Origin of the sequence: Gluconobacter roseus (assembly GCF_046058915.1) — a bacterium.
In the GTDB taxonomy this organism is placed as follows: Bacteria; Pseudomonadota; Alphaproteobacteria; order Acetobacterales; family Acetobacteraceae; genus Gluconobacter; species Gluconobacter roseus_A.
In genome coordinates this window covers 1,668,747-1,693,358 of record NZ_CP175538.1, presented here as the reverse complement: position 1 = coordinate 1,693,358, position 24,612 = coordinate 1,668,747, and the positions used below count along the sequence as shown (strand labels likewise).

Below are 24,612 nucleotides of genomic sequence, written 5' to 3'. Positions count from 1 at the left end.
TTTCCCTCAAGCTTTACGATTGGGAGAGGCACCAAACAGCGGACTGTCTGCGGCGGCATCATGGGCGAGTGAGGAACGTGGGCTCAGGCGGCTGGTCTGTACCTTTCCTGCCATATCCATCATGGCTTCCAGGCCACTTAGCGAGACGCCACGGGCATTAAAGCCGAGCGTCTGCAAGGCGTCGCGGTAAAGCTGGGCAGCACTTGTCGCCTGAAGTGCTGCATCCATCCCAAGAATGGGGGCTACACGCTGACGTGCGGTTTCAATGCGTTGGTTGCGGTCTCGCTCTGCACGGATGGCCGCATTTATCTGCCTGTCGATCACAGGGCATAACTCCGATTTCTGTAGGGGGATTGGGATTTGTATCCGGCAAAGCTGGGCATCCGCCGTACGGGGGCCTGCACGAGCACACCAGCAATCGAGTTCACAAGATCGTCGTGACTGCCTGGAGCATGATCGACAGAGTCTTTGCCGCTACGAGCAGTACGACGCTCAAGGCCACAAAACTGACGTTCGATCTGCTTGAGATCGAGCAGTTCAACTTTGCCTGCATTCAGCTTGGGCAGCGCTTCGAGATAAAGCCCTGAACGGTCCTTATCGCTGAGGGTATAGTTGATGCCGTGTGCCCGGAACCGTTCGCGAGGGTACTCGCCACCATAGCGGTCACCCGTGACCGTCTTCAGGCCATAGGATTTGATGGTGTCAGCCAGTTCCTTGGTTGCAGCATCGGGGCTGAAGGGGGGCTTGATTTCACGGACGCAATCAAGGACCGTGATGCCTCCTTCATCATGAGCGATGGCAAGCGTGAAGCTATCGCCTGATCCGCCTGAAGGGTCGCAAAATGCCCGGTAGAGATTGCCAGAGATGAACGGCAGTTCGTACCGGTCAGGCACTGTGCAGGCCTGAATGACTTCAGGGGTAATGAAGGAAGCAATGTCGCTACGGAATTCCCCACCGTATTCGGCAGCGGCGCCAGCAGGATCGTCGTCATACGCTTCCTGAACGATCGCAGGATCCAGCGCAGGGTTCATTTCCATGCTTGAGCCACGCCATACCAGGACGCGGGCATCATTCTGTGCCCAATGCTTCCGGAAAGTTTTGTAGAGGACGCCACGCTTGGCATAGGGCGACGAGGCAAGCAGGAGCATTGCACTTGGAATAGTGCTCAGGCCCGGCCGAATGGCTTTGATGATTTCCTCATCAGGATTGGCGCTTGCTTCGTCTGAACGCCAGAACGCTGTCTCATCTGCAAGGACTGCTGCAAAGGTATAGCCGCGGGTGACGCGGAAACTGGCTGTTGCAATTTCAATGATGACGCGGTTCGAGAGCGTGATTGTCTCGTTGGTCTCATCCTGCACCATATTGGCCAGCATTGGCACGGAGGATAGCGTACCCGAAATGTAGCGGAAGATGGTGCGGGCCTGCTTGCGGTCAGAGGCGATGACAGCAACGGTCGCCATTTCACCAGGGGCGAGATAGGGCGCGTAATCTCGGAACGTCGCCAGATAGGTCGCAATCAGGCCAAGAATACGACTTTTGCCAGCACGGCGTCCGCATATCAGTGTTGCTTCTTTGAATGGGTCTGTAGGCGCTTCCGTCCGGCCCGTGTGCTGCTGATAAAAGGGAAGATCCTGTTCACCCATGGGAAGTGCAAAGAGTGCCTTGAGGAAAGCTTTCCACGCGGCCCATGTGTCACCCTGAAAATGAGAACCGAACAGATTGTCATCCGTCATCGCGTCGATGATGTTCATGCCACCCGTCCGTTCAGATAGGCATCCAGAGAGGGTGCGCTTGCTGCGGTACCTTCAATTCCCAATTGGCGCATGGTGCGCGTAAGGGTGTTGGCCCACGCCAGATACTGGCGGGCATCTCGTTCGGCCGGAGCGCCTCCTTCCATCATTTTGCGGTCCATCATGGTGACATGGAGCGTCATCCAGGCCGCGCGTTCGATGAGGGCTTTCTGTGTTGCGGAAGGCTTTCCTCCGACGTGTTCAATGAGATCAGAACGTACTCTTTTGAGCAGGCGAGCTTCCTTGCTCCTTCCGTCGAGTTTCTGGAGGCTACTTGGCCTTGAGTGAGGGGATATACGTTTCATACCCCGGTGATAACGGGGTTATACTTTATATTTCAATAAATATTTTTGGTATGTGAAGTAAATTGAAAGTAAATATGAAACAACTTGGGATTATGGGGGACTTATGGGGACGCCGGGGGACGAGTGATTATTTTTTATTACTTTCGACGTTCGTATGCTTATCTGACCTCTTCATTAAGCGCCCGATAGACACCAGAACGTGCAATTCCGAGCTCCTTGGCAATGGCGGCCGCGGAATGGCCATCTGCCTTCATCTTGCGGATGGTCTCAGCCTGGGACATGACCGTCCGAGGACGGCCCTTGTATTTGCCTTCCTGACGCGCCTTGGCGATGCCTTCCCGTTGACGTTCCAACATGAGATCACGCTCAAACTCTGCCACCGCTGCCAGCATGGTCAGCATCAGCTTTGACGTGGGGCTCGTCGTATCGAGCGTTGTCCCATTCATTGACAGGACAATCAGGCCGCACCCCTTGGTCTTCAGTGCTTCAACGTAGGCCAGCAGGTCAGCCGTTGAGCGCGCCATGCGATCGGGCTTCGTTACCACCAGCACATCACCGGTGCGGATAAATTCAAGCGCAGCCAGCAGTTCAGGGCGTTTTGCATCCTTGCCACTGATCTTCTCACCAAAGACTTTCTCGCATCCGGCTGCCTTCAAGTCCCGGATCTGGGCTTCCAGTCCGGCATCCTGATCAACCGTCGAAACGCGGGCATATCCAATCTTCATAGCGGGTCTCATGTCCTAAAAATCCCTTAGACCCTAGATTGGTGTTGTCTCAAAAGTCAAATGCAATTTCATAGGACAAGGACTTTCCGTCATTTTGTCCCATCGTTCTCATGTCCCACATGGGCTTGCCTTTTAGGACAACGGGAGACGTCCTGAGGGATCAGGAGATAAGATCGTTATTTTTTTTCGATTGGAAAAATGTAATCAGGTGTCCGGATCGGGACGGCTCAAAAGTGAGCAAAACTGACTTCGTACGAAATTCGTCCGAAGCAACATGCTTCTATATGCGAGTGCAAGACGCGGGAATTTTTCTGCCTATTTATTGGGCAAGACTGCCGGAAGTATCCGGGCCATCAGGTCATCGATTTTCGCAAGGGCATTCCAGACCCCGAAACCGGTCCTTTTCTTCCTCACCCTGAAGATCAATTCAGACCTTCAAACAAGGCTGCTTGCAGAATTCTCTCTCTTGCATAGCCACCTCCGTTTCAAGGTGCTGCTCGGGCAACGGCTGGTCCCCCCGTTACTCCCCTTTTCGGTAAAACAAAAAGTCTACCTGGGTAAAACATTATGGGATGTCGCTAATCCGTAACGGGTAAAACATTAAGTGGGCCGTGTAAGACATTTTGGAAATGTCCGGATGGGCCTGTGTAGGACATTACGGCCGATCTGTATGACATTGTGGGAAATCCCGAATGGGTATTTCAGTGCCGTGAGAGGGCGGTGTCTCCCTACTGATAGCCAATTTTCTGCACGGAAGTCGCACGGAACCCACACGGGTGGATAGACCACACGGATGGTCTATTCCCCTATAGGGTTCCGACATCCATGCGTGCACGGATCTTACACGGAAGTTGCACGGATCATGCTTTCTCATCATCAACCCATCGTACGTTCGTTGGAGATCCGTCTGGCGTCCTTAAGCCTTGGGCACGAGCGTTGTTCGAACGTTTGAATTCAAATGACCCAAACCCGGCACACATCAGTTCGTCCAGAACCTTCCGTTGCCCTTCAGCAGTGCTGACACCGCTCTCACTCAGAAGGCGTTTCACAGACCGGGCATCCTTTGAAAGCTTCGGGCTCCACGGACCGGTCGGGCTGCCTTTCGCTATACCAGCCTTGATAGCGTCCATCTGCTCCATGGAGATCATGTCATGCGGCGGGGACCAGGGCACCATGACCGGCACCATGTCACCGTTGTCCAATTCGCGTGACTCCCGCTCGAACCATTCAGCAGTCCCGATCGGAGCGGCATTGATCTTGGCGCCATCAACGCGGGAGAAGAACCGCCGATGGTCAGCCTTGATCCCAAAGTTATTGGCTTCCTCTTCGGTCATGACGGTGACTGTCAGCACGATACGGGCAGCACCGATGACGGACGATGCGCCGCGTGCCACGTCAGGGTCGCCAGCCGTTGCTGAAGAGCCTTTACGAGTGTGATGGAGCAGGACAACCGCCATCTCGTACCGGATTGCCAGACTGCGGAAATAGGCCATGACAGAACGAACGGCCGTATTGTCGTTTTCCTCGGCCTCATGAAGCTCAACTAGCGGATCCAGAATGAGGACGTCCGGGCGCATGCTGGCAAGCTGCTGAAGCATCTGGTGCATGGCTTCGGTGGGAACGAGGGTGTGTGTATTCGGATCGATGGTCAGCAGGGTGCCGATACCATCCGTGCCGATCCGGATGACGTTCTGGCGGAGATCTGCAGATGTACGGCCCATGTACCGCAGAACACCTGAAAAACGACGGCGCTGCTCGTCGCGGTCATCCTCGACATTGTAGGTCATGACCTTGCGGGGCGGTGTCTGCATACGCCCATAGCGCAGGCCCAGTCCGAGAGCTGCTGCCCATCCAACCATCAGGCTCGATTTACCTGCTGCAGGCGCCCCGACTACTACGGTAACAGCGCCGCGCAGAAGATAGCCAGGAGCAACCCACGGACGTTTGGGGATGCAGCTTTCCTGCCAATCGTCAGTATCGAATGTCAGGAGCGCCTTGCTCCCTGCCGGACCAAGTGCCTCACGCTCCTTTGCCTGATGCTGTGCAGTGACGGCTTTGTCTGTCGCGTCGGAAACAATCTGGTCCAGGGCGGTGCTCACATGACACCTCTCGACTTCAATGCGGACGCAATGGTCTTCTGGATTTCCTGAGACGTGAGACCCGCTTCCAGTCCGGCTGCTGCCATGGCTTCCGCAATCTGGCTGACAGTCAGGTATCCTTCGGGCACGAAGCGGGCGAGGGAGTAGGTCTCTGCGTTCAGGCGGTCATTTCGGCCACCTTGTCCGGTTGCTGCAACAGCCCGGACGGCAGCACGCAGGGCACCAGCCGCATATCGGTCCGCATTCTTCAGACCGTTCTCGATCTTTGAGAGATCGGCTTTCGGGGGTGGTGCCGGTGTCAGAGTCTCTATCAGCCAGGCAGGCCATAGCTGGGGACGGACCCGTTCAATGATTTCCAGACCTGTTGCGGGCCACCAGATGATGTATCCACCATCCGCCCTGACATCGACGCCGCGTGCGAGTTTGCTGGCACTGTTCCGCAAACCTTCCCGATGCTGGAAAAGGAGATGCACGCCACCTGAGCGCGTACGCTGCATCCGGTGACCGGCAAGCTGTGTGCAGTGCTCGCCATACCATTCGTCAGCCGTTGCGTGCTGCAGGTCGAGATCCAGAACGTCAAAGCCGGAAATGACACCAGTCGGAACGCCGATGAGCGGTCCTGGGCACTGACGCCACAAGGCAAGAGCGTTCTTCTCGCCTCGTACAGCATCTTTGAACCCGTTGCGGCAAGCGGGGGCCTTGTCTTCACGACACGGAAAGACCGGCAGGCTCTGGGCCAGCACAGCAGCTTTGCGGGCTGTCTCCTCATGAGGAGAGGTTTCCACTTTGAGGGACGCGCTCATACCTTGCCTCCTTCCGATACGAGGCGGCGAAGGAAAGCTGCGATCTCGCGGGCGGCATGAGACTTGGCAGTATGGATCACGGAATGATCCATCTTTTCCATCGTCATCTCTTCCCCCGCACGACAAATCCGAAGAATTTCATCATGGGAAATCATCGCGTTTTCACTGCAGAACTGGTCGCAGATCTCAGCAGCGTGGAGCAGGCCGGGAATGAAAGAGGCGTCCATTACAGATCGTCCTCCCGACCCAGATGCTGGCGTCCCATCATGATGATGTTCTTCAGCTTCTCTTCTGGGCTCAGGCCTTGCTGCATTTTGCAGGCTGCTTCGGCAGCGGTGATGCACCAGTCGTCCTCAAAACCCTCGTCAACGAGGCCATATTGCTGAAAAGCACCCATGGCCCCCTGAGCGACAAAATGCGGGGCAATCAATACGTCACCGGCATCAGTCGCGACTGTTCGAACGCTGTCCTGCTATTGACCGGATTTGGTCATGTTCAAAAAGACCGTTCGCAGGTCGTCCGGCAACGCGGCTGCTGCTGTCAGATCTGCACAGGCATGCCAAGGCAGGGCAACTACGTCATTCGGGGCACGGAAAAAGCGCACTGCGCATCCGCGGACCTGGCCGATGTAGAAGGGATTATGACGGTCTCTCATCGGATGCCAGAGGTGGACCCGTCTGTTCGGACAGTTTTTGGGTTTGAATAAGCTATACCCGGTTGTTGTTATGCCGCCATTCTGACGGCGTTGCTGTTGGCCATCTGGTCCGGGGTTAACCCCGGACCAGATGGCGTCGGCGCGTCATGATACGCCTCATCGGGCGTGCGTCCAGCCAGTGCCGTATGCGGACGCTGCCCGTTGTAATGCGCGATCCATGCAGTGAGCCCGGCCCGCAGTTCCGAACCGGTCTCGAACGCGTGCAGGTAGACGCATTCGTATTTCAGGGATCGCCACAGGCGCTCGATGAATACGTTGTCGAGCCATCGGCCGCGCCCGTCCATGCTGATGCGGATCTGGCGCGCTTGCAGCACGTCCGTGAACCGGGACGTCGTGAATTGTGACCCCTGATCCGTGTTGAAGATCTCCGGTGCGCCGTAGCGGATCAGGGCCTCCTGTAGCGCCTCGATGCAGAACTCGGCATCCATCGTGTTCGACAGCCGCCAGGACAGAACCTTGCGCGTCGACCAGTCCATGATCGCCACGAGATACAGAAAACCCTTTTGCATCGGGATATAGGTGATGTCCGAGCACCACACCTGATTGGGGCGATCGATCACCAGATCCCGCAGCAAATACGGATATTTGCGATGCCCAGGATGCGGTATCGTCGTGTGCGGCTTCTGATAGATCGCCCGCAGCCCCATCGTCGCCATCAGCCGACGGACACGCTTGCGCCCGACATCATGGCCGAGCCGCCTGAGATGCCGGGTCATCTGCCGCGACCCGTAATAGGGTGTCTCAAGAAACTGCGCGTCGATCAGCCGCATCCGTTCAAGATTGCCCTCACTCTCCGGCACCGGCCGGTAATACACGGACGACCGGTTGAGTTGCAGCAGCGCGCATTGCCGCACCACGGAAAGCCGAGGCCGCTTCAGGTCGATCATTTGCCGCCTCTGAGCATGCCCAACCGCACAGAGGCATCCCGCAAAAAATCCCGTTCCACCAGCAATTGGCCAATCTTTGCGTGAAGTTTCTCCACGTCGGCCGGGCTGGCCGCCGCCTCCGGTGCCGCCTTGCCGGAGAAGATGCCCGCCATGCCCTCGACTGCCTGGCGCTTCCACTGGGCAATCATCGTCTGGTGCACGCCGTGCTTCGACGCCAACTCCGACAGCGTCTGCTCGCCCCGCATCGCCTCAAGCGCAACCCGCGACTTGAACTCCGCCGAATATCGTTTCCGCGTAACCTTGCCCATAAACCCGTCCTCTCTCAGGTCGGATTATAGCTTATCGCCCTGTCTGAAAAACCGGGTCCACCTCTGATTTTCAGGTGTAAACGAGACCTCCTAAGCACCCATTAGATAATCAATAATGGCAATTTGCCATAAATTATTGCTTTTGAGACGCGATTCTGTTATCAATGACCGATAATGCGAAAAAATAATCTGTGATCACTTGGCACGACCGTCGCGACTGTAAGCGAGGTAAGGGGCTTGATTCTCAGGATGATTTTGTTCGCTCACTGGTGAAGTTCACTAATTGGTCACATTCGTTACAATTGAAGAGAAATCTGAGGGATTGTCAGCGATGAACAAACTTGCCATGTAAGATTGCGTTGTATCAGAATAAGACACTTTCAACGACGAAGAGGCTCTCGTGGGTAACGTTAATCCAATCCCCCGTCGGCCGGTTCGTCTCGATAAAGGCAACCTACGAACGGATGAAGCAGAACGTGAGATAAGAACGAGGCTACAACAAGGGGATCCCTTTGTTAGCGCACACGCATATGACCGTCTTGAGGAAAGAGAAGAACAGGGAGTTCTGAACTCTGTCGATATGATCGACATCCTGAAAACCGGGACTATATGTCAGGCGCCTGAGAGAGTAGAGGATGGCTGGAAAGTCATCGTCGAAAAGAGAATGCCTGGCTCACGTGAGGCCGGGGTAGTCACAGTGATTGTATTTCCAGGTGAAGATTTGGAAGTCATCACAGTTGAATGGATGGATTGGTTATGACCGATAACAAAGGCATGTACCACTTCACTGCATGCGGGCTTGATAATGTCTGGCTTGCGAATGGTTTTGAGGTAAAGCAGACGCCGCGTGGCGAAATGGTAAAAATCCATAACGTCGAGGGTTTGCACCAGGCCATTGCGAAGAGCATTATCACCAGCTCTCATAGAATGTGTGGCGCCGAAGTACGCTTCTTGCGCTCCATGCTGCACCTTTCGCAAGAGGGTTTAGGCGATATTGTAGGCCAGAGTTGTTCCACCGTTGCCCGGTGGGAGGGGGACCGTGCGAAAGCCATTGATGGCGCCTGCGACAAGCTTCTGCGCATTGTTTACATGCGTAAAGCAGATGGAGACGCAAAAATTGGCAAGTTGATTGATATGCTTATCGATCTAGATGAGCAAAAACACGGCAGAGCCAAAACCAGCTTCCGAGAGAACGAGGGCAAGGGATGGACGAAAGAGGCTGTCCGTCTTCAATCAACGTGTGCTTCGTAATTGGGGATTATAAAATTTTCCCAGTCTTCTGAGAGTTGCTGTCGCTTATTGAAAAGATCACCTCGTCGATAGGCGGCTTCTACTTTATCGCCGATGGCGTGTGCCAGCGCCATCTCCGCGACTTCCCTAGGAAAATCTGTCTCTTCAGCCGCCCAATCTCTGAAGGTTGAGCGCAGGCCATGGACGGTGACCTCTTTCGTCCCAGCTGCCGTATGGAGGGCTTTGGACAGAGCCACGTCAGTCAGTGGTTTGCCTCGGCGTTGCCCTGGGAAGATGAAATCGCCTTGTCGAGAATTGCGGAGTGGAAGGACTGACTGCAGGATCTCCAACGCACTATCACTCAAAGGGACGCGATGTTCCCGCTTGGCTTTCATGCGCTCTGCTGGGACCGTCCAGATCTTCTGCTCAAGATCAACTTCATCCCAAGTGGCAAAGCGGACTTCACCCGATCGAGCGGCAGTCAGGCACAGGAACCGGACTGCCTGGGCAGCAAGGCCGTTTGATGCTGCGAGGGCGGCCATGACTCTGGCGATGTCTTTCCGATTCACCGCAGCATGATGTTCAACCTTGGCGACCTTTGAAGGAGCAGGGAGGATATTGGAGAGGTGTCCTCTCCATCTTGCCGGGTTCTCACTCTCCCGCCAGCCATGGGTCTTTGCATAGTCCAGGATCCGTTCAATCCGTCCACGGACCCGACCTGCAGTCTCTGTCTTCTCGGTCCATATGGGGCGAAGGATCTTCAGGACGTCATCTGTATCGACTGCAGATACCAACTTCTTTCCGAAAGTGGGGAAAACGTGGATCTCGAGAGAACTGGTCCAGACGGGAGCTGATCTCTGATCTTTCCAGGCAGGAGTCTGTTCCTGAATATATCGACGAGCGACGTCCTCAAAAGTCAGTCCGGATTTACGCTTGCGGGCGGCCTTCTCAGCCTTGCGTTCTTCAATCGGATCCAAGCCATCAGCAATCATGTGTCGGGCTTCTGTTGCCAGACGGCGAGCCTCTGCCAAGCCCACGTCGCGGACGGGTCCCAGGCCCATCTCACGAGATTTCCCGGTGATCGGGCTTTTGAAGCGGACTGACCATGCTCGGACGTTGCCTTTGATGGTCAGCCATAGATTGCTCCCGTCTCCGTAGACCCCGTCTTTGAGAGAAGCGACGGTTCGGGCGGTCAGGCGGTTCGAAGCAATTCTGGGCATGCTTCATTCTATCCCAGAAAATCCGACCCATGATAGAAAACCCACGTTCCGACCCATGTTAAAAATCGGCATCGTGGGAGACTTCGGGGGACGTCCTGGGATGATTGGAAAAATTATCCCCATGAAAACACTGTCTTAAAGGCGGAACCAGAGACGCCCAGACACATAGGTTTGGTGGACCTCAGCTCCACCACGGTATTTTCCCGATATATGGCTGCTACAGACAATAAGAAAGATCATCTGATTGCGTGACAGATTCCTGATCTGTACGCAGTAATGGCTATTTACTGCCTGAAGACAGGTTAGGATTTTCTGAATATTTGAGGAGGCAATTTCTTGGACAGCTTCAGACTGTCTCTTGAAGAGACGGCCATGACTAATTTTTACAGTCATGGCCTGTAATTCATAATCTATTTTGAAAGTGGAGCCCCAAGATTACTCAACGGGGCTTGTAACGGTCGTGCTTGATGTCTTCTTCCGTCGTGCCCTGACCGGAGGCTTTTTGGCCGCCGGTTCTTCAGGTGCAGACGCTTTTTTCTGCTCGGCCTTAGGTGATGTGGTTACGGGCCAGAGAGGGCGGATTTTTTTTCTGGTGGATGCCAGTGGCGAGTATCGTGTTTCGTCCACGCCCGGAATTGTAAGGTCAAAGAAGACCTGACGATCAAGCGTGAAATGAGGGTTGTAGAACGGATCCGTAAGGAGCGTGTTTCCCCATTTTTCGATCATGAACTGTGTTTCATGGAAGAAGCGACGTTCTGTTGAGGGGCGATCATCACTTCCGCGGCTGAGGCTTTCATGATGTTCGGCACAGAACTCCGGCGTCCAGATGACTTTGTAGCCAGCGTCCCTGACCTTGAGGCACAGGTCGATATCATTGAATGCGACTTTGAGGTGTTCTTCATCAAAGCCACCAACCAGTTCAAAAGCCGGACGGCGGATCAGCATTCCAGCGGCTGTGACGGCCGAAATTTCCTGTGGGAAATAGGCGCGGCCCGCATAACCGCCTTCATTGCGCGGGATACCGACATGGGCATGCCCAGCAACGTCCCCGATCCCAAGCAAGACGCCAGCATGCTGAACTGTCTGGTTCGGATAGACGAATTTGCCACCAACGATCGCAACCTGCGGGTCAGCTAGAGCCTCATTGACCAGAATTTGCAGCCAGTTTTCCTGTTCGACAAAAACGTCATTATTCAGGAACAGAAGGAAATCGGATTTTTCGTCTTGTGCAGCAAGGTTGTTGATGCGGGAATAGTTGAAAGGTTCCTTGACGGTTAGAATCTCGACATTGGGAATCTTATCGACTTTTTTCGCGAATGCCGCAGCTTCCTTTGTAATGGACCAGTTGTCGACGAGGATGACCTTGTAATTCGGATAACGGGTATATTTCTGGATTGCCTCCAGGCAACGCGCTGTTGTCTCGATTTGGTCCTTGTAGGGAATGATGATTGTGACTGACGGAGACTGGTTGAACTCCCAATCCACCGTGTAGAGCGTCATCCCCATCTGGGAGTCCACCTTTGCAGGCAGATTCTTACGGGCAAGATGATCGCTGACGGCCTTGATGCCCGCGTCAATGGCATAACGCTTGTTGCCAATGTCTGAAGCGGTCGAGTTTGCCGTGATACGCCAGTGATAGAGAATTTCGGGGACGTGATGGATCTTGTCGGCCGGAATATGTTCAGACGCGCGCAGCAGGAAGTCATGATCCTGCGCTCCATCATAATCCTTGTTCAGTCCACCAACATTCTGCAGTGCGGATTGACGGATCATCACGAAGTGGCAGACGTAGTTGACGCCTAGAAGCAGTCGGTAGTTCCAGTCCGTCTTGAATGCCGGCTCTCTGTAGTAACCACTGGCATCGATCTTGTCTTCATCGGAATAAATGAGATCGGCGTGACTTCTCTGGGCTTCACGCAGCATGTATTCGACAGCTACATCTGTAAGCAGGTCGTCATGGTCGAAGAAGGCGATCCATTCACCCTGGGCGGCTGCGAGACCAGCATTGGTGGCGACACTGATACCGCCATTCTTTTCCTGAAATATCGGTTTGATGCGAGGATCAACTTTGGCAAAATCTTCAATGACAGTCCGTAATTCAGAGTTTTTGCTGCAGTCATCGACAAGAATGAGTTCCCAGTTCTGCCATGTCTGGGCCATGACACTCTGAACCGCGGCCCTGAAATCCGTGAGATTGGGATTCCAGACAGGGCAGACGATACTGACCAGCGGGTTACCGGTGATGGTTGCGTCGTCCCGGGTGCGGTCAACGTATTTGCGCAGAACCGGGAAATAGGCCGTTGCCCAGGAATGGTAGTCTGCGATCGTAAAACCGGGTTGTGGAAGGATTTCCCGAACCTGCCGGCGCAAACGGGTCAGTTCAACATGGAGGGAGTCAATTTTGTCGATGACGTCGATGATCAGGGATTCATGAGCGTCAGTCACGAAGCTAGTCAGGCAGGGACTGTTTGTAACTTCGATCATGTCAGGCAGGACGTAGAAACGAAACTCCTGCTGATAAGGTTTGCGGTACAGTTCGGGTGGCGAAAACTGGAAACCGCAGTAAGGATCGCAGGACAGGGCTTTTCCGACATCACCCCGATATCTGTTGGCTTCAACCTGAGCGATTTTCTGACCGTCGCAGGTTACGAGAAGCTGCTGATTTCCTTTCCAGCCTTCAATATCATTTCCGCAGACGACCCAACCGCTTAGAACACCCTGTTTCAGACCATCAACGAAGGAACGTGTTTCGACGGGAAGCTTTGCAGCAAAAGGAATATATTCCAGTTTTTGGTTGTCTGAGTAGATTTCAATCTGATTTAGACGGTTTTTAAAGGTGATATTATGGACTTCGCCATCAAGTAAATTATGTGGAACCGTAATATGGAAGCCTGTATTTTTTGAGGGAATTCCAGCTTCATAAACGTCTTCACGGAGATCTGTACAATGGAACTGAAGGAATTCCTGACCGTCTGCCAGAGCGTGCAGAAATACAGGTTGTGATGGGTTTTCGGTATCTGTAGCCCATCCCCGTACACCATTAACGGAAAATTCATCTATCTGGCATACTATCATTAATTTTCTCCTGCACAACCATCAATGTTCTAAATCAGATACAATATTTAAAACATAGGACAAAAAACTATTTTACTCAAAGGTTCTCTTCTGAAGATTTCAAGTCATGAAAATATCGGGGGGAAGGTAAAAAAATATTGATTCTGCTGACTTTTATGGAAGGCAAAAGGCTTCGAAGGCTGAAAAATTTTGAGAATTTTCTTAATTTTTATGAAAAAAATTAGAAAAACCAGATTTAGCGTGGCGCAAAAATTCCGAGATCCAGATGATGTCCATTGGAATAATTCAGTCCCTGGACACGGCCGTATTCCACAACCTCAAGACCATATTTGAGAAGAGCCTGAGTAAAGGCAGGTTCATCTTTGCGGTCAATCAGTGCCAGGCTGCACTGCGAATGATCATGTAGATATTTGGCCGCCTCGGTCGGACCTATAAGCTGGGTGTTGGGACCGACAAGGAAGACGAGGCTTGGTTCGGAATAGGATGACGAAACAAGCACGCTGTCGTTGCAAGGCCGGACATCGTCGAAAAGCTCTGCGATCCGCGGGCTGAGGCGAATAGTCTGTAGATTGGGAATGACGCCCAGAAAAAGCCCGGCATGAGCGATAACGGCAGCACCCATGGCGCAGAAAGCTGCCTGCCGACGTTGATGTTTCAGGAGCATCAGGATGGCGCCGAGAACCAGAGGCAGGGTTCCTCCCAGTGCGATCAGCGCGGACAGGGAAAATGTGTGTTCAAGTTTATAGAGGGCAATGCTGCCAGCGAAACAGAAGGCGAGTCCAATGGCGGTCCACAGCACACCGTAAATGCCGAAAAGGGCTTTTGCCCATTGGGGCACGGTAGGCGTTGGCCATGCCACAAGACTTGCTGCGGTGAGGATCGCAATCGCCGGATAGGTTGGTAGGACGTAGTGTGGAAGTTTGGTGGCAATCAGTTCGAACACCAGCCAGTGCGGGATGATCCAGCTGAGCAGGAAGCGGACCTGTGGAAGCTTCCGCTTTTTCCAGATGGCGGGAACGGCAAGGGCTGCAAAGAGTGAGCCGGGCCAGAAGGCCAGTCCGAAAACTAGCAGGTGAAAGCCGGGGGGAAGGCCGTGAGCCTCCTGACCATGAGCGACCTTGCCAAGAAAATTGCGACCGACGGCACGTGCGAAGAAATCGCCGCCACTGATAACCTCGATGGCCACACACCAGGGAACAACGACGGCAATCATGAGCAACCAGCCCCAGCGCGGGCGCAGTCGCGACCACCATGACCGGTCCCTTTCCATCAGCCACAAGGCCAGTGGTGTGCCGAAGCCCGGAATCAGAACGACAGGCCCTTTGAGCATCAGACCAACACCCAGCGAGAGCCAGAATGCAATCGCAACCCGGAGATGGGTTGGGCAGTTTTTCTGTCGGTCAGTGAAGGCGCAAAGGAGCGCCGATTCGATGCACAGGATATCAAGCAGCAGGACCGTGTCGATGGTGGCCATGTGGCTTTCGGCGACGAACAGGGTTGAGACCATCAGCAGCCCTGCCGCCATCAGGCCTGTTGCGCCACCAAAAAGCGTTGCGCCGATCCACGCTGTCAGGGGGACAATGATGGTTGCGGCGAGGAGGCTTGGAATCCGGTAGGGCCAGGTCTTGCGCAGGACTGAAGGGCCGAAGATCTTTTCGGCGGCGGCAGTTGAAGCTGCTTCCAGCCAGTAGATGCCGGCCGGCTGGAGATAGCGTGGTTTGTCCTGAAAGCGGACGTCGATGAAGTTGTGGGAGAGAAGCATCTGTTCGGATGCTTCCATATAGCGGGGTTCATCCCGATCGAGCGGCGGGAGCGTCATGCGGCCGGGGAGCGCGAGCAGAAAGGCCAGCAGCCCGAGAAGAGCATAATGCCGGAGGTTCAGGGTCATGGGGACTCTCCGCGCCGTTCTGTCAGGCCGGGCATGCGGCAGGATCCCGGAGGGCCGGATCCGGTGACGGCTTCAGTGTTCGGTCAGATGGTCGGGCAGGTGCGTGCGGTTCTGAAGCCACATGACGCCCAGAAGGTCACGGATTCCCACGAGGGCCCGGTTGAAATTCGTATATTTCGAACTGCCGTGAAGGCGGGCTCGGTGCTGGACTTCGATGCAGATCAGCGGTGCGCCGTAATGTCCCAGCAGAGCAGGCAGAAAACGGTGGACGCCTTCAAATTGCGGGATCTTCAGGAAAAGATCGCGGGAGAACAGTTTGAGGGGCGCGCCGGTATCGGGGCAGCCGTCGTTCAGAAGGCGACGACGCAGGCCATTGGCAAAGCGCGTTGCGATGCGGCGGGACAGGCGGTCATTGCGCTTGCGCCGGACACCAACGACCAGCGGCGATGCGCCCAGAGCCGATACGGCGTGATCCAGCATTTTCAGGATGGCGGACGGGTCGTCCTGACCATCACCGTCAATGGTGGCGATCCAATGGCCCTTCGCGGCTGTAATGCCGGTGCGGAGTGCAGCGGATTTTCCGAGACGCTTTGGATGGCTGATGATGCGCAGGCGTGGCAGGAGCGTCCGGCGGGCTTCCAGCAGCTTTTTGACGGTGGCATCCGTGCTGCCATCGTCAATTGCCAGAATTTCTACGGAAGGATCGGCGCCGAAAGTGTCTGCCAGTTCCTGACAGACGGGGAGGATGTTCTCCGCTTCGTTCAGAACGGCCATGACGACGGAGAGCCTTGTGGGCTGTCCGTCGTCATGAAAGGAACCTTGCACCGTGGAGGTGGGCATCGGATCAGGCAGCAGAGCGCCGAAGGGCTTCCGGCAGGCTGTCGATGCCCTTGTCGATCAGGGTTGCGGCGATGTCGGGGCTCTCCGTCAGACGGGTCGACACGACGTCGCGGGCTGCGGCAACAGCGATCTGGGCAGCGCGATCCTGGATTTCACGGATAGCCGAACGCTCGGCGGCGTGAATACGATCCTGCGCCATCTTTTCGTAACGGGCTGCGGCGGCTTCGGCGTCCCTGCGGGCGCGTTCTGCCAGACCGGCGGCCTCGGCTTCGGAGCGTGCAAGCATGGCCTGTGTTTCGGCCAGGGTCTTTTCACGCTCGCGGGTGGCATCTTCCAGCATCTGCTCGGCTTCGCGACGCAGGCGGGCAGCCTCGTCGAGGTCGTGGCGGACGCTGTCGGCGCGTGCATCCAGATGGCCTGTGACGGCGATCCAGAGCTTGCGCCCGAAAATGACGAAGAACAGGACGAAGGCGAGGGCGGTCCAGAACCGGGGATCGTGGAACATCTTCGTCTCCTTAGGCGCTGACGCGTTTGACGGCGCTGGCGACAGTCTGTTCGTCCTGCGTGCCGATCAGACGCGACACCAGATCCTGGGTGGTGCTGGTGGCGATCTCGGACAGGCTGGACAGGGCCTGTTCACGGGACTGGGTGATACGGGTTTCGGCGTTTGCAATCTCGGCTTCGAGGCGCTTGGCCGTTTCCGCAGCGTGAGCCTCCGCATTGGCGCGGGCTTCGCTCTGGATCCGCTCCACATGGGCGCGGGCCTGCTCGGCTGCTTCATGACGGGCGCTGAGGAGTTCCGCGCTGGCACGGTCGGCCTCAGCCTTGGCCTTGCGGGCAACATCCAGATCGTTCTGGATCCGGGTCCGACGGTTGGTCAGCACCCGTTCGACACGCGGCAGGGCGAAGCGGCTCAGGGCGAGATAGAAGCCGCCGAAGATGACGGCTCCCCAGACGACCTGTCCGATCAGCAGCGGATCGTGGAAGTTCAGCTGTGGCATGCCCGCAGCCACGGCACGGCCCGGCACGGCCGCAAGCGGAGCGGCGAACAGGAAGAGGCGTGGCGTACGGTACATGTTCGACCTCAGGCGAACAGGATCAGGAAGGCGATCAGCAGGGCGAACAGCGCGACGGCTTCCGTCAGCGCGAAGCCCAGCATGCCGATGCCGAAGACATGCGGACGGGAGGCCGGGTTGCGGGCAACCGAGCTGATCAGCGTGGAGAAGATGTTGCCGAGACCCATGCCGACACCGGCGAGGGCGAAAACGGCAACACCGGCACCGAGGTCACGGGCGGCCTGGGCGATGCTGATGCCGAATTCGTGAGCGGCTTGAACGTCCATTGTCAGGTTCCTTGTTGGGTCGATTAAAGGGTTAGTGCGAAGCTGGTGTGGCTCAGTGAGCGACGGCCTCACGCAGATAGATGCAGGTGAGGATGGCGAACACGTAGGCCTGCAGCACACCCACCAGCAGTTCGAGGGCCGTCAGCGCGACGTTGATCGCGATCGGGGCGACAGCCAGGACATGGCCGAATGCGCCCAGACCGGCGAGCATGATCGTGAAGCCGGCAAACACTTCCAGAAGCACGTGACCCGCCACCATGTTGGCGAAAAGTCGGATCGACAGGCTGACCGGACGCGAAAGGAAAGAAATGAGCTCGATCGGCACCAGCAGCGGAGCAAGCCAGACAGGCGTTCCAGCGGGCAGGAAGTGCTTGAGGAAGCCGACACCCTGAAAGCGGATGGAAGCAAGGATCGAGATAACGAACACCATGATGGCCAGACCGAAGGTCACGGCAATGTGGCTGGTGTACGTGAAGGAGAAGGGCAGCAGACCGAGATAGTTGCCGGCCAGGATGAAGAAGAACAGCGCGAAGATGAACGGGAAGAACGTCGTGCCGTTTTCACCGATCGTGCTGACGGCAAGATCATGGACGAAGTCGTAGCTGATCTCGGCGGCGGCCTGGAGACGACCCGGCACAACGGCGGCAGGGCGCATTCCGATATACAGGACGACCAGAACGACGGCAGCGGCGATCAGCATGAACAGTGGCGACTGCGAGAACCGCAGGGCTTCTCCCAGATGTCCAAGAACCGGATGGAGCTCGAACTGTCCGAGCGCGTCAATCGTCGATCCGGCTGCCACGCTGGCTTCTCCCGTCATCTTTCGGTCCGGACACCATGTCCGAATCCTTCAAAACCCGCCAGACATTCAACATGCCGGCACCACAACCTGCCAGGGCGAAAACGGACAGGAACAGAGCCCTGTACCCGAACCAGTGACCCAGCGCGTAGCCAATGGCTACACCGACCGCGAGCCCCGCCACAAGGTCGGTTCCCACGCGGATCGCCAGTCCAAGGGATGACATGGAACTGTCACCATTGCCCTCGTCGGTTACGGCGAATTCCCCAGAATGGGGATCGAGCTTCTGACGCGCACGCCGGAGGCGTTCGTCGAAGTTTCCGTCGTCACCGGCAGGGGCGTGTCCCATGAGGTCTGATCCCTTACCCTGTACGCATCCTTCTTACCCGGTCATTTAACCGGATTCCTTCTCAGCGCAGGCGCTAGCTACCGGCGAGTCCGTTGACTGTCAATGTATTCTGCTCGCCGGAGCCATCGAAACCTGTTTCCGGCCTAGCTGACCAACTTCAGGCGGCGCCCGCGGTCCTTCCATTCCGGCGTCTCGCCCGAGCCGCGTCCGAAGGGCAGCATGGGGGCAGGATCTTCCGAACTGGGTTCGATCCGGGGGGCATCGGGCATGTGTTCGCCGAGATAGGCTTCCGACAGAGTGCGGAAGGCATAATCCAGCATGGAGGTCGCATAAGCCGTCGACGGATCGCCCTCGACGGTGCCTGCAGGACCGAAGCGCGTATAGGCGAATCGCTCCACAAAAGCCTCCAGCGGAGCGCCATATTGCAGGCCAATGCTGACAGCGTGGCCGAGGCAGTCCATCAGACCGCGGGCCATGGGGCTCTCGCGAGGCGGGGTGAGACTGATTTCACCGAGCGTGCCGTCTTCGAACTCGCTGGTCCGCATAAAAAGACTGTGACCACCCACGGCTGCACGCTGCGTGAAGCCGGTCTGGCGCATGGGGAGCGGACGACGCACGCCGCGGGCCAGTCTGGCCTGCAGATCGGCCAGATCGGGTTCGGGCACGGCAGGCAGGAAGTCCACGGCGTTCTTCAGGGCGGCATGCATGGCGGCCTGAGCCTGTGGGCGAACGGGTGGCAGCGGGGTTTCGCCAGCCAGTGCGAGCGCCAGAGCGGATTCGGGAGTCAGGCCACGGGCAGCCAGCCGGGCCAGAGTGGAGGCGCGCAGATGTCCATCCTCGCGCAGGGGCGAGAAAGCCGAGGCGAGACCGCAGGTTTCGACGCCCAGAAGTCCTTCGGTCGGGGCCGGGGAGGAAAATCCGGTTTCGATCGGGCAGAAATGCCGTCCCTCTTCGGCAGCACAGACCGAAGACGCGAGGGTTCGCAGCCCTGACAGGGGCGATTCCGGAATGGCAGGCGGGGACAGCTTCGTTCCGGCGCGGGCCACGGTGGTGGCGAGCGCGGCCATGGCGCAGGCGGCGTTGCGGGCGTCGTCACTGTCATAGTCGAGGCCGAGGGCTGCCAGGCAGGCATCGAGATCGGTCAGGAGAATGAGTCCTGCGGCTTCGTCTTCCGGCTTCGCGGGGAGATCGAACAGGGGCAGCTCACCTGTGCGTTCGATCCGGGTCGCGGCGTGAAGGCGGCGCAGGGCATCGCAGGCCAGACGCAGGCAGGCGACGAAATGTTCGGCAGCGAATCCGGTTTCCTGCACGAAGCTGGACAGGCGAATGGTGAAGCCGGGTGTTTCATCCGGCTGGCACTGCCACAGTGCCGCGTTCGGTGCCATCTGCTGCATCAGCAAAAGATAGGACAGGCTTCGGCCCGGCGACGGCGTGTTGGCCGGGGTGCCGGGCAGGGGCGGGCACGCTTCAATCGTGTCCACCCAGCGAGCGGCCTCCGCGGCAAGTCTGACCGGCCCACCATTCAGGGTGATCTGCGCGAGGGCCTGCGCGGCCTCGTCATCCCAGGCGGCAGGAAGGGTGACGGAGCGCAGGGCGCTGTCGTCGGGGTCGGTCATGACCTGAAGCGTCCTCATGCGAACGCCGGTCCAGTGAAGGCGAGCTGTCATGCTGCGAATCTACGCTCTGCGACCATGGGGCCGTAAGCCGGAAAAGGGCCTTCGGAAGGCCGCTAATGGGCGGGAACATGGGGATATGGGGGATAACATTTTTCCTGCACGCGATCGGGACGATTTCTGCGGGAGGATTGGACGCGCGAAGCGGAGTCGGGTAGTGCAGGAAGGATGATTTTCACGAGGGTAACGTCATGAGCGCTGTCACGGTCCGCCATGACCGGCTGGAGCTTCTGGCCGGGTTCGCAGTCCTGGCCTGTCTTGCGGGTCTTCTGGTTGCGGCCATGGTCGGGCATCATCAGAGCGATGACGGGGGATACCCTGTTCATGCGTCCTTTAGCCAGATTGACGGCCTGACGGTCGGTTCCGATGTGCGGCTTGCGGGCATTACCGTGGGGCATGTAACCGGGGCCGTGGTCGATCCCAAGAGTTTTCAGGCCCAGGTGACGTTTACACTCGCACCCGATGTGAAGCTGCCGACGGATTCCGCGGCGATCGTGACTTCTGACAGTCTGCTGGGCGGCAAGTATATCGCGTTGTCTCCGGGCGGGGCGGATTCGATGGTCAAGGCTGGCGGAGTCATGACCGAGACGCAGGGCTCGATCAGTCTGGAGCAGCTGCTGAGCAAGTTCATTTTCTCCGTGACGGATTCGCTGCAGAAGAGCCAGAAGGCTGCTGCGGGCAAGCCGCCTGCGGGTAGTCTTGCGGATGAGCCCTGAGCCATGACGGATGCGCAGAAAGATGCGTTTCTGTGGGTGGACCACGAAGGAAACCCTGTCTCCTGTGCGGAGAAGGTGCAGATCTTGCGGGAAAACGATGCAGAACTGCGGCAGGCCTTGCAGGATGCGTTTGATGACGGCGTCCTGATGGGTGTTGCGCCTCAGGCCATGCTGCAGACATTTCAGGCCATGCTGTCCGATCTGAAAAGTCCGTTTCAGGGCGGGGCTGGAGAACAATCGTCATGATGAAGCGGCATCCCGCAAAGGTTTTGCTGTGTGGCGCGGCTGGAGCGCTCCTGCTGGGCAGTGCGTCGGTCCGGGCAGCGACGGGTGTGGCGCCTCCGGCAATGTATCCGGCCGCAACCTGGCAGGGACAGTCACAGGCTGTGGTGCGTGTGCTGGACCGTCTGGATGCGCATCTGGAACTGCTGACAATTCCGGTCGGTGGCAGCGCGACCTATCACAGCCTTTCGGTGGGTGTTGAAGCCTGTGTCAGCCGGCCGCAGACGCTGGCGGCGGATGCCGGAGCCCTGCTGCATCTCAAGGACAGCAGCGATCCGCAGCGGCCGCCATTCGATGGCTGGATGCTGGCGCAGGAACCTTCTGTCGCGACTTATGGCAGCCCTTTGTACGATGTGCGCGTTGTCTCCTGCGCGGGAACGCCGACGGCACCGCAGGCGGGGCCTCTGCCTGTGGTGAAGGCACCCGTGCTCGCCAGTGCGGAGGTTCCGGTGGAAGAGGGCGGCGATGCTCCGGCATCCCAGCCCGGTTCTGCCTCGGGTGGTCCTGTACCGCTTGCTCCGGACAGTCATAATCCTATTCCGCTCGCGCCCCCCAGTGGTGCGGCGCCGTCCCTTGCTCCGGCTGCACCAGCGCAGCCTTCGGGTCAGCCTCTTCCGCCTCCCGAGGCCGATCCCGGTCTCGAATAGCATCGGATGGGGCGGAATGATCCAGAAACAGGAAGAAATGACAGCTTCATGATTCAGGTTCCCTTTTCTCCGTCCCAGGCGGCTCTGCTGCTTGATTTCGATGGCACACTCGTCGACATCGCCCCCACTCCCGAAAGTGTCCGCGTCCCGGATGGGCTGACGGATGATCTGCTGCGTCTGCGGGACATGCTCGATGGTGCGCTTGCGATCATCACGGGGCGTCCCATTGCCCAGATCGATCATTTCCTGCCGGGTATTCCCTACGCCGTGGCGGGCGAGCACGGTGTGGTCGTGCGTCCCGCTCCCGAACAGGCATTGCGCGAGCGCGAGCTGCCCGTAGTCCCCGCGCATTGGGTGAATGCGGCTGAAAAAACCGCGTCAGATCATCCGGGTGCCAGTGTTGAACACAAAAAAGCTGGAATGGTGCTGCATTATCGCCGCGCTCCCGAGGCGGAATCCGCTTTTCGGGAGCTGACGTCGGCCTGGCCGGTGGAAAGCGGGGGGTTCCATCTTCAGGATGCGCAGATGGCCATAGAGCTGCGTCCTCTGGGGATCGACAAGGGAATGGCGCTTCAGGAACTGATGGCTGAGGCGCCCTTCAAAGGACGCCGCCCACTTTTCGTCGGTGACGACGTTACAGACCGGGACGGGGTGAGGGCGGCGAACCAGATGGGGGGCGCAGGCTGGCTCATCCCTGATGATTTTCCAGACGCAGCCACGTTCCGTCGCTGGCTGCATGATCTGTCGGAGGGACGTGGATGGGGCGCCTGATCATTGTTTCCAACCGGACACCTGCCCCGGGGGAGCGTACGCAGCCCGCGGGGGGGCTGACGGTCGGGCTGTATGACGCGATACAGACGAAGGAAACCCTGTGGTTCGGATGGTCGGGGCAGCAGCATGAAGATGCTGCCAAACGGCCGGTCCAGCAGGAGCAGGTCGGGAACGTCAATTATGTGACGTTCGATCTGACGAAGCGAGAATACGACCGCTTCTATCTGAATTTTTCCAATGGTGTCCTGTGGCCGCTGTGCCATTACCGCACCAATCTGATCCGCTACACACGCGAGGATTGCGACGCTTATTATGCGGCCAACGAGGTCTTCGCGGACCGGCTGGTCGGACTTCTGGAACCGGGCGATACGATCTGGATCCATGACTATCACCTGTTCCCCCTGGCACGGATGCTGCGGGACCGGGGCGTGAAGGGCCTGATCGGGTTCTTCCTGCATATTCCGTTTCCGCCCTGGAGTGTGGCGCGGCTGTTGCCCAAGCTCGACATGCTGCTGACCGGGCTGGCGGCCTGTGATCTGATCGGGGTGCAGACGCCCGAGGACGAAACCAACCTCAAGGGATGCTTTGAGGTTTACGGTCTCAAACCCGCCGTTGAGGCCGTGCCGATCGGGATTGATCCTGTCAGTTTCCGCCAGCAGGCGATCGAAAGTGCCGCCTCCGACGAAGTGACGAAGATCGTCGATACGCTTGAGGGGACGCGCCTGATCATCGGTGTGGACCGGCTGGATTATTCCAAGGGCCTGCCGGAGCGGATGAAGGGCTTTGCGGCGCTTCTGAAAAATTATCCCGAGCATCGGGGGCAGGTGACGTTCCTTCAGGTCACGCCGGTCTCCCGCGGCGGGGTGGAGAGCTATCGTCTGCTCAAGAAAGAGCTGGACGGGCTGGTCGGGACGATCAACGGTGCCTACGGCACGCCGGACTGGGTTCCGATCCGTTACACGACTTGGCCGATCGGGCGGCATATTCTCGCCGGGCTCTACCGGATGGCGGATGTGGGATTTGTCACGCCACTGCGCGATGGCATGAATCTGGTCGCCAAGGAGTTCATCGCAGCTCAGGATGAGGATGATCCCGGCGTGCTGGTATTGTCCCGGTTTGCGGGGGCGGCTCCGGAAATGCCCGAGGCACTGCTGATCAATCCGCTGGATGCCGAAGGGATGGCGGATGCGCTGCATATCGGCCTGACCATGGACGTCGAGGCCCGTCATGCGGCATGGTCGGCCATGTATGGCGAAGTTTCCCGCAACACCGCGGGCAGCTGGTCCAAGCAGTTCCTTGATAGCCTGGAGGCAATCCGTTCATGCCACTGAACAGAACATACCGCCCTGTTTCAACGTCTGCACTGGGCGGTCTGTATGTTCTGGCGGGGGCGGTGGCCCTCGGCGTGGTCTGGTTTGCCGAACACTGGTTACAGCTTGCGCCCTGCGAGCTGTGCCTGTGGGAGCGGCGCCCCTGGTGGGTGCTGATCGGGCTTGGGATCATTACGATCGTGCTGCCGAAGCGCTATGCGCGATACGGGGTTTTTCTGGGGATTCTGTGCCTGATGACCAGCATCGGGCTCGCTGTGCTCCATGCCGGCGTGGAACACAAGTTCTGGCCAAGCCCCGCGCCTGAGTGCCGGGCTCCGGTATTTCATGGAGGAAACTTCAAGGACTGGATGTCCACAATGCCGGCACGGCCGAACAAGCCGTGTGATTCGCCGGATTATCTGTTCGGTCTGCCGATCTCCATGACGGAGCTGGGCGGACTGTACGCGATTGTGGTGTTTGTGGTTGCTCTGGTCGGGAGCGCCCGCATGGGACGCTCCCGACGCTGAGGGTAGATTAGAGGCGTGTGCCGCGTCCGCGTCCGAAGACGAGGCTGACGATCAGCAGCACCAGGAAGATGAAGAAAAGAATCTTGCCGATATAGGCAAAATCTGCCGAAATTCCGCCAAAGCCCAGCACCGCGGCGCACAGGGCGAGGATAAGGAAGGCAATGGTCCAGCGCAGCAGGTCCATGAGAATGTCTCCTTTGTCAGTAGCGCCCTCCGACGGAGAAGCGGGGTTTGAAAAGGCTGAACGGCGGCGAGGTGAACAGGTTCATTTTCGTAACATCCGTTTTATTTTTGGGCTGTTTGCACAGTCC

General features: G+C 57.5%; 28 protein-coding genes. 8 read left to right on the top strand and 20 right to left on the bottom strand.

Annotated features, from left to right (window positions below; genetic code table 11):
- Positions 1-6: 6 nt before the first annotated feature.
- From ACJ2A4_RS07890 to ACJ2A4_RS07850, 9 genes are all read right to left on the bottom strand, one after another.
- Positions 7-324, bottom strand: a complete 318-nt coding sequence (locus ACJ2A4_RS07890) for a hypothetical protein (protein WP_408872404.1) — start codon at positions 322-324, stop codon at positions 7-9.
- On the bottom strand, positions 321-1,751 hold the full coding sequence (locus ACJ2A4_RS07885) for a hypothetical protein (protein ID WP_408872403.1): 1,431 nt from the start codon (positions 1,749-1,751) through the stop codon (positions 321-323). The genes ACJ2A4_RS07890 and ACJ2A4_RS07885 overlap by 4 nt, the downstream gene beginning before the upstream one ends.
- Positions 1,748-1,933 carry a hypothetical protein gene (locus ACJ2A4_RS07880; RefSeq protein WP_228119171.1) on the bottom strand — a complete coding sequence of 62 codons (186 nt, stop codon included), beginning with the start codon at positions 1,931-1,933 and terminating at the stop codon, positions 1,748-1,750. The genes ACJ2A4_RS07885 and ACJ2A4_RS07880 overlap by 4 nt, the downstream gene beginning before the upstream one ends.
- Before the next feature lie 320 nt (positions 1,934-2,253).
- Positions 2,254-2,820, bottom strand: coding sequence for a recombinase family protein (locus ACJ2A4_RS07875; RefSeq protein WP_408872402.1), 567 nt, complete (start codon positions 2,818-2,820; stop codon positions 2,254-2,256).
- Between the two features lie 860 nt (positions 2,821-3,680).
- On the bottom strand, positions 3,681-4,919 hold the full coding sequence (locus tag ACJ2A4_RS07870) for an AAA family ATPase (RefSeq protein WP_408872401.1): 1,239 nt from the start codon (positions 4,917-4,919) through the stop codon (positions 3,681-3,683).
- Positions 4,916-5,722, bottom strand: a complete 807-nt coding sequence (locus tag ACJ2A4_RS07865) for a bifunctional DNA primase/polymerase (RefSeq protein WP_408872400.1) — start codon at positions 5,720-5,722, stop codon at positions 4,916-4,918. Before ACJ2A4_RS07865 ends, ACJ2A4_RS07870 begins: the two co-directional genes overlap by 4 nt.
- Complete coding sequence (locus tag ACJ2A4_RS07860; protein ID WP_408872399.1) at positions 5,719-5,949, bottom strand: hypothetical protein; 231 nt, start codon at positions 5,947-5,949, stop codon at positions 5,719-5,721. Before ACJ2A4_RS07860 ends, ACJ2A4_RS07865 begins: the two co-directional genes overlap by 4 nt.
- Complete coding sequence (locus tag ACJ2A4_RS07855; protein ID WP_408872398.1) at positions 5,949-6,152, bottom strand: hypothetical protein; 204 nt, start codon at positions 6,150-6,152, stop codon at positions 5,949-5,951. Before ACJ2A4_RS07855 ends, ACJ2A4_RS07860 begins: the two co-directional genes overlap by 1 nt.
- A gap of 293 nt (positions 6,153-6,445) precedes the next feature.
- A protein-coding gene (locus tag ACJ2A4_RS07850) for an IS3 family transposase (RefSeq protein WP_408872397.1) occupies positions 6,446-7,632 on the bottom strand; the annotation gives its coding sequence in 2 pieces (ribosomal slippage) (positions 6,446-7,362 and positions 7,362-7,632; 1,188 coding nt in all).
- Positions 7,633-8,032: 400 nt separating this feature from the next.
- On the opposite strand from ACJ2A4_RS07850, the gene ACJ2A4_RS07845 reads away from it, so the two are divergent.
- Both ACJ2A4_RS07845 and ACJ2A4_RS07840 read left to right on the top strand, forming a co-directional pair.
- Complete coding sequence (locus ACJ2A4_RS07845; protein ID WP_408872396.1) at positions 8,033-8,392, top strand: hypothetical protein; 360 nt, start codon at positions 8,033-8,035, stop codon at positions 8,390-8,392.
- The gene (locus ACJ2A4_RS07840; protein WP_408872395.1) at positions 8,389-8,883 is read left to right on the top strand and encodes a helix-turn-helix domain-containing protein; all 495 of its coding nucleotides are present in this window, start codon (positions 8,389-8,391) and stop codon (positions 8,881-8,883) included. Before ACJ2A4_RS07845 ends, ACJ2A4_RS07840 begins: the two co-directional genes overlap by 4 nt.
- On the opposite strand, the gene ACJ2A4_RS07835 is transcribed toward ACJ2A4_RS07840, so the two are convergent.
- The 10 genes from ACJ2A4_RS07835 to ACJ2A4_RS07790 form a co-directional block, all read right to left on the bottom strand.
- On the bottom strand, positions 8,862-10,082 hold the full coding sequence (locus ACJ2A4_RS07835; protein ID WP_408872394.1) for a tyrosine-type recombinase/integrase: 1,221 nt from the start codon (positions 10,080-10,082) through the stop codon (positions 8,862-8,864). The genes ACJ2A4_RS07840 and ACJ2A4_RS07835 overlap by 22 nt on opposite strands.
- A 435-nt stretch (positions 10,083-10,517) precedes the next feature.
- Positions 10,518-13,157 (bottom strand): glycosyltransferase family 2 protein, encoded by a 2,640-nt coding sequence (locus tag ACJ2A4_RS07830; protein WP_408872393.1) that lies wholly within the window; start codon positions 13,155-13,157, stop codon positions 10,518-10,520.
- Between the two features lie 235 nt (positions 13,158-13,392).
- Positions 13,393-15,045: an ArnT family glycosyltransferase gene (locus tag ACJ2A4_RS07825; protein ID WP_408872392.1), complete on the bottom strand. Its 1,653-nt coding sequence runs from the start codon at positions 15,043-15,045 to the stop codon at positions 13,393-13,395.
- 72 nt (positions 15,046-15,117) lie between these two features.
- Positions 15,118-15,885, bottom strand: a complete 768-nt coding sequence (locus tag ACJ2A4_RS07820; RefSeq protein WP_408872391.1) for a glycosyltransferase family 2 protein — start codon at positions 15,883-15,885, stop codon at positions 15,118-15,120.
- Between the two features lie 4 nt (positions 15,886-15,889).
- Positions 15,890-16,390: a F0F1 ATP synthase subunit B gene (locus ACJ2A4_RS07815; protein WP_408872390.1), complete on the bottom strand. Its 501-nt coding sequence runs from the start codon at positions 16,388-16,390 to the stop codon at positions 15,890-15,892.
- A 10-nt stretch (positions 16,391-16,400) separates the two neighbouring features.
- The gene (locus tag ACJ2A4_RS07810) at positions 16,401-16,961 is read right to left on the bottom strand and encodes a hypothetical protein (RefSeq protein WP_408872389.1); all 561 of its coding nucleotides are present in this window, start codon (positions 16,959-16,961) and stop codon (positions 16,401-16,403) included.
- Positions 16,962-16,969: 8 nt separating this feature from the next.
- Positions 16,970-17,197, bottom strand: a complete 228-nt coding sequence (locus ACJ2A4_RS07805; RefSeq protein ID WP_408874128.1) for an ATP synthase subunit C family protein — start codon at positions 17,195-17,197, stop codon at positions 16,970-16,972.
- An 82-nt stretch (positions 17,198-17,279) separates the two neighbouring features.
- Positions 17,280-18,029 carry a F0F1 ATP synthase subunit A gene (locus tag ACJ2A4_RS07800; RefSeq protein ID WP_408874127.1) on the bottom strand — a complete coding sequence of 250 codons (750 nt, stop codon included), beginning with the start codon at positions 18,027-18,029 and terminating at the stop codon, positions 17,280-17,282.
- Positions 18,007-18,375 (bottom strand): AtpZ/AtpI family protein, encoded by a 369-nt coding sequence (locus ACJ2A4_RS07795; protein WP_408872388.1) that lies wholly within the window; start codon positions 18,373-18,375, stop codon positions 18,007-18,009. Before ACJ2A4_RS07795 ends, ACJ2A4_RS07800 begins: the two co-directional genes overlap by 23 nt.
- 143 nt (positions 18,376-18,518) lie before the next feature.
- Complete coding sequence (locus tag ACJ2A4_RS07790; protein ID WP_408872387.1) at positions 18,519-20,042, bottom strand: vitamin B12-dependent ribonucleotide reductase; 1,524 nt, start codon at positions 20,040-20,042, stop codon at positions 18,519-18,521.
- Positions 20,043-20,239: 197 nt separating this feature from the next.
- Between ACJ2A4_RS07790 and mlaD the strand changes: the two genes are divergently transcribed.
- The 6 genes from mlaD to ACJ2A4_RS07760 are packed head-to-tail and all read left to right on the top strand — an operon-like array spanning position 20,240 to position 24,301.
- On the top strand, positions 20,240-20,764 hold the full coding sequence (gene mlaD / locus ACJ2A4_RS07785; protein ID WP_194259338.1) for an outer membrane lipid asymmetry maintenance protein MlaD: 525 nt from the start codon (positions 20,240-20,242) through the stop codon (positions 20,762-20,764).
- A gap of 3 nt (positions 20,765-20,767) precedes the next feature.
- Positions 20,768-21,010, top strand: a complete 243-nt coding sequence (locus ACJ2A4_RS07780) for a hypothetical protein (RefSeq protein WP_062510651.1) — start codon at positions 20,768-20,770, stop codon at positions 21,008-21,010.
- The gene (locus tag ACJ2A4_RS07775) at positions 21,007-21,693 is read left to right on the top strand and encodes a DUF2155 domain-containing protein (RefSeq protein WP_408872386.1); all 687 of its coding nucleotides are present in this window, start codon (positions 21,007-21,009) and stop codon (positions 21,691-21,693) included. The genes ACJ2A4_RS07780 and ACJ2A4_RS07775 overlap by 4 nt, the downstream gene beginning before the upstream one ends.
- Positions 21,694-21,741: 48 nt before the next feature.
- Positions 21,742-22,464: a trehalose-phosphatase gene (gene otsB / locus ACJ2A4_RS07770; protein ID WP_194259335.1), complete on the top strand. Its 723-nt coding sequence runs from the start codon at positions 21,742-21,744 to the stop codon at positions 22,462-22,464.
- Positions 22,452-23,795 carry a trehalose-6-phosphate synthase gene (locus ACJ2A4_RS07765; RefSeq protein WP_408872385.1) on the top strand — a complete coding sequence of 448 codons (1,344 nt, stop codon included), beginning with the start codon at positions 22,452-22,454 and terminating at the stop codon, positions 23,793-23,795. Before otsB ends, ACJ2A4_RS07765 begins: the two co-directional genes overlap by 13 nt.
- Positions 23,786-24,301: a disulfide bond formation protein B gene (locus ACJ2A4_RS07760; protein ID WP_408872384.1), complete on the top strand. Its 516-nt coding sequence runs from the start codon at positions 23,786-23,788 to the stop codon at positions 24,299-24,301. The genes ACJ2A4_RS07765 and ACJ2A4_RS07760 overlap by 10 nt, the downstream gene beginning before the upstream one ends.
- Before the next feature lie 7 nt (positions 24,302-24,308).
- Here ACJ2A4_RS07760 and ACJ2A4_RS07755 read toward each other — a convergent pair whose 3' ends face one another.
- Positions 24,309-24,485, bottom strand: a complete 177-nt coding sequence (locus ACJ2A4_RS07755) for a DUF1328 domain-containing protein (RefSeq protein ID WP_083541185.1) — start codon at positions 24,483-24,485, stop codon at positions 24,309-24,311.
- Between the last annotated feature and the right edge of the window lie 127 nt (positions 24,486-24,612).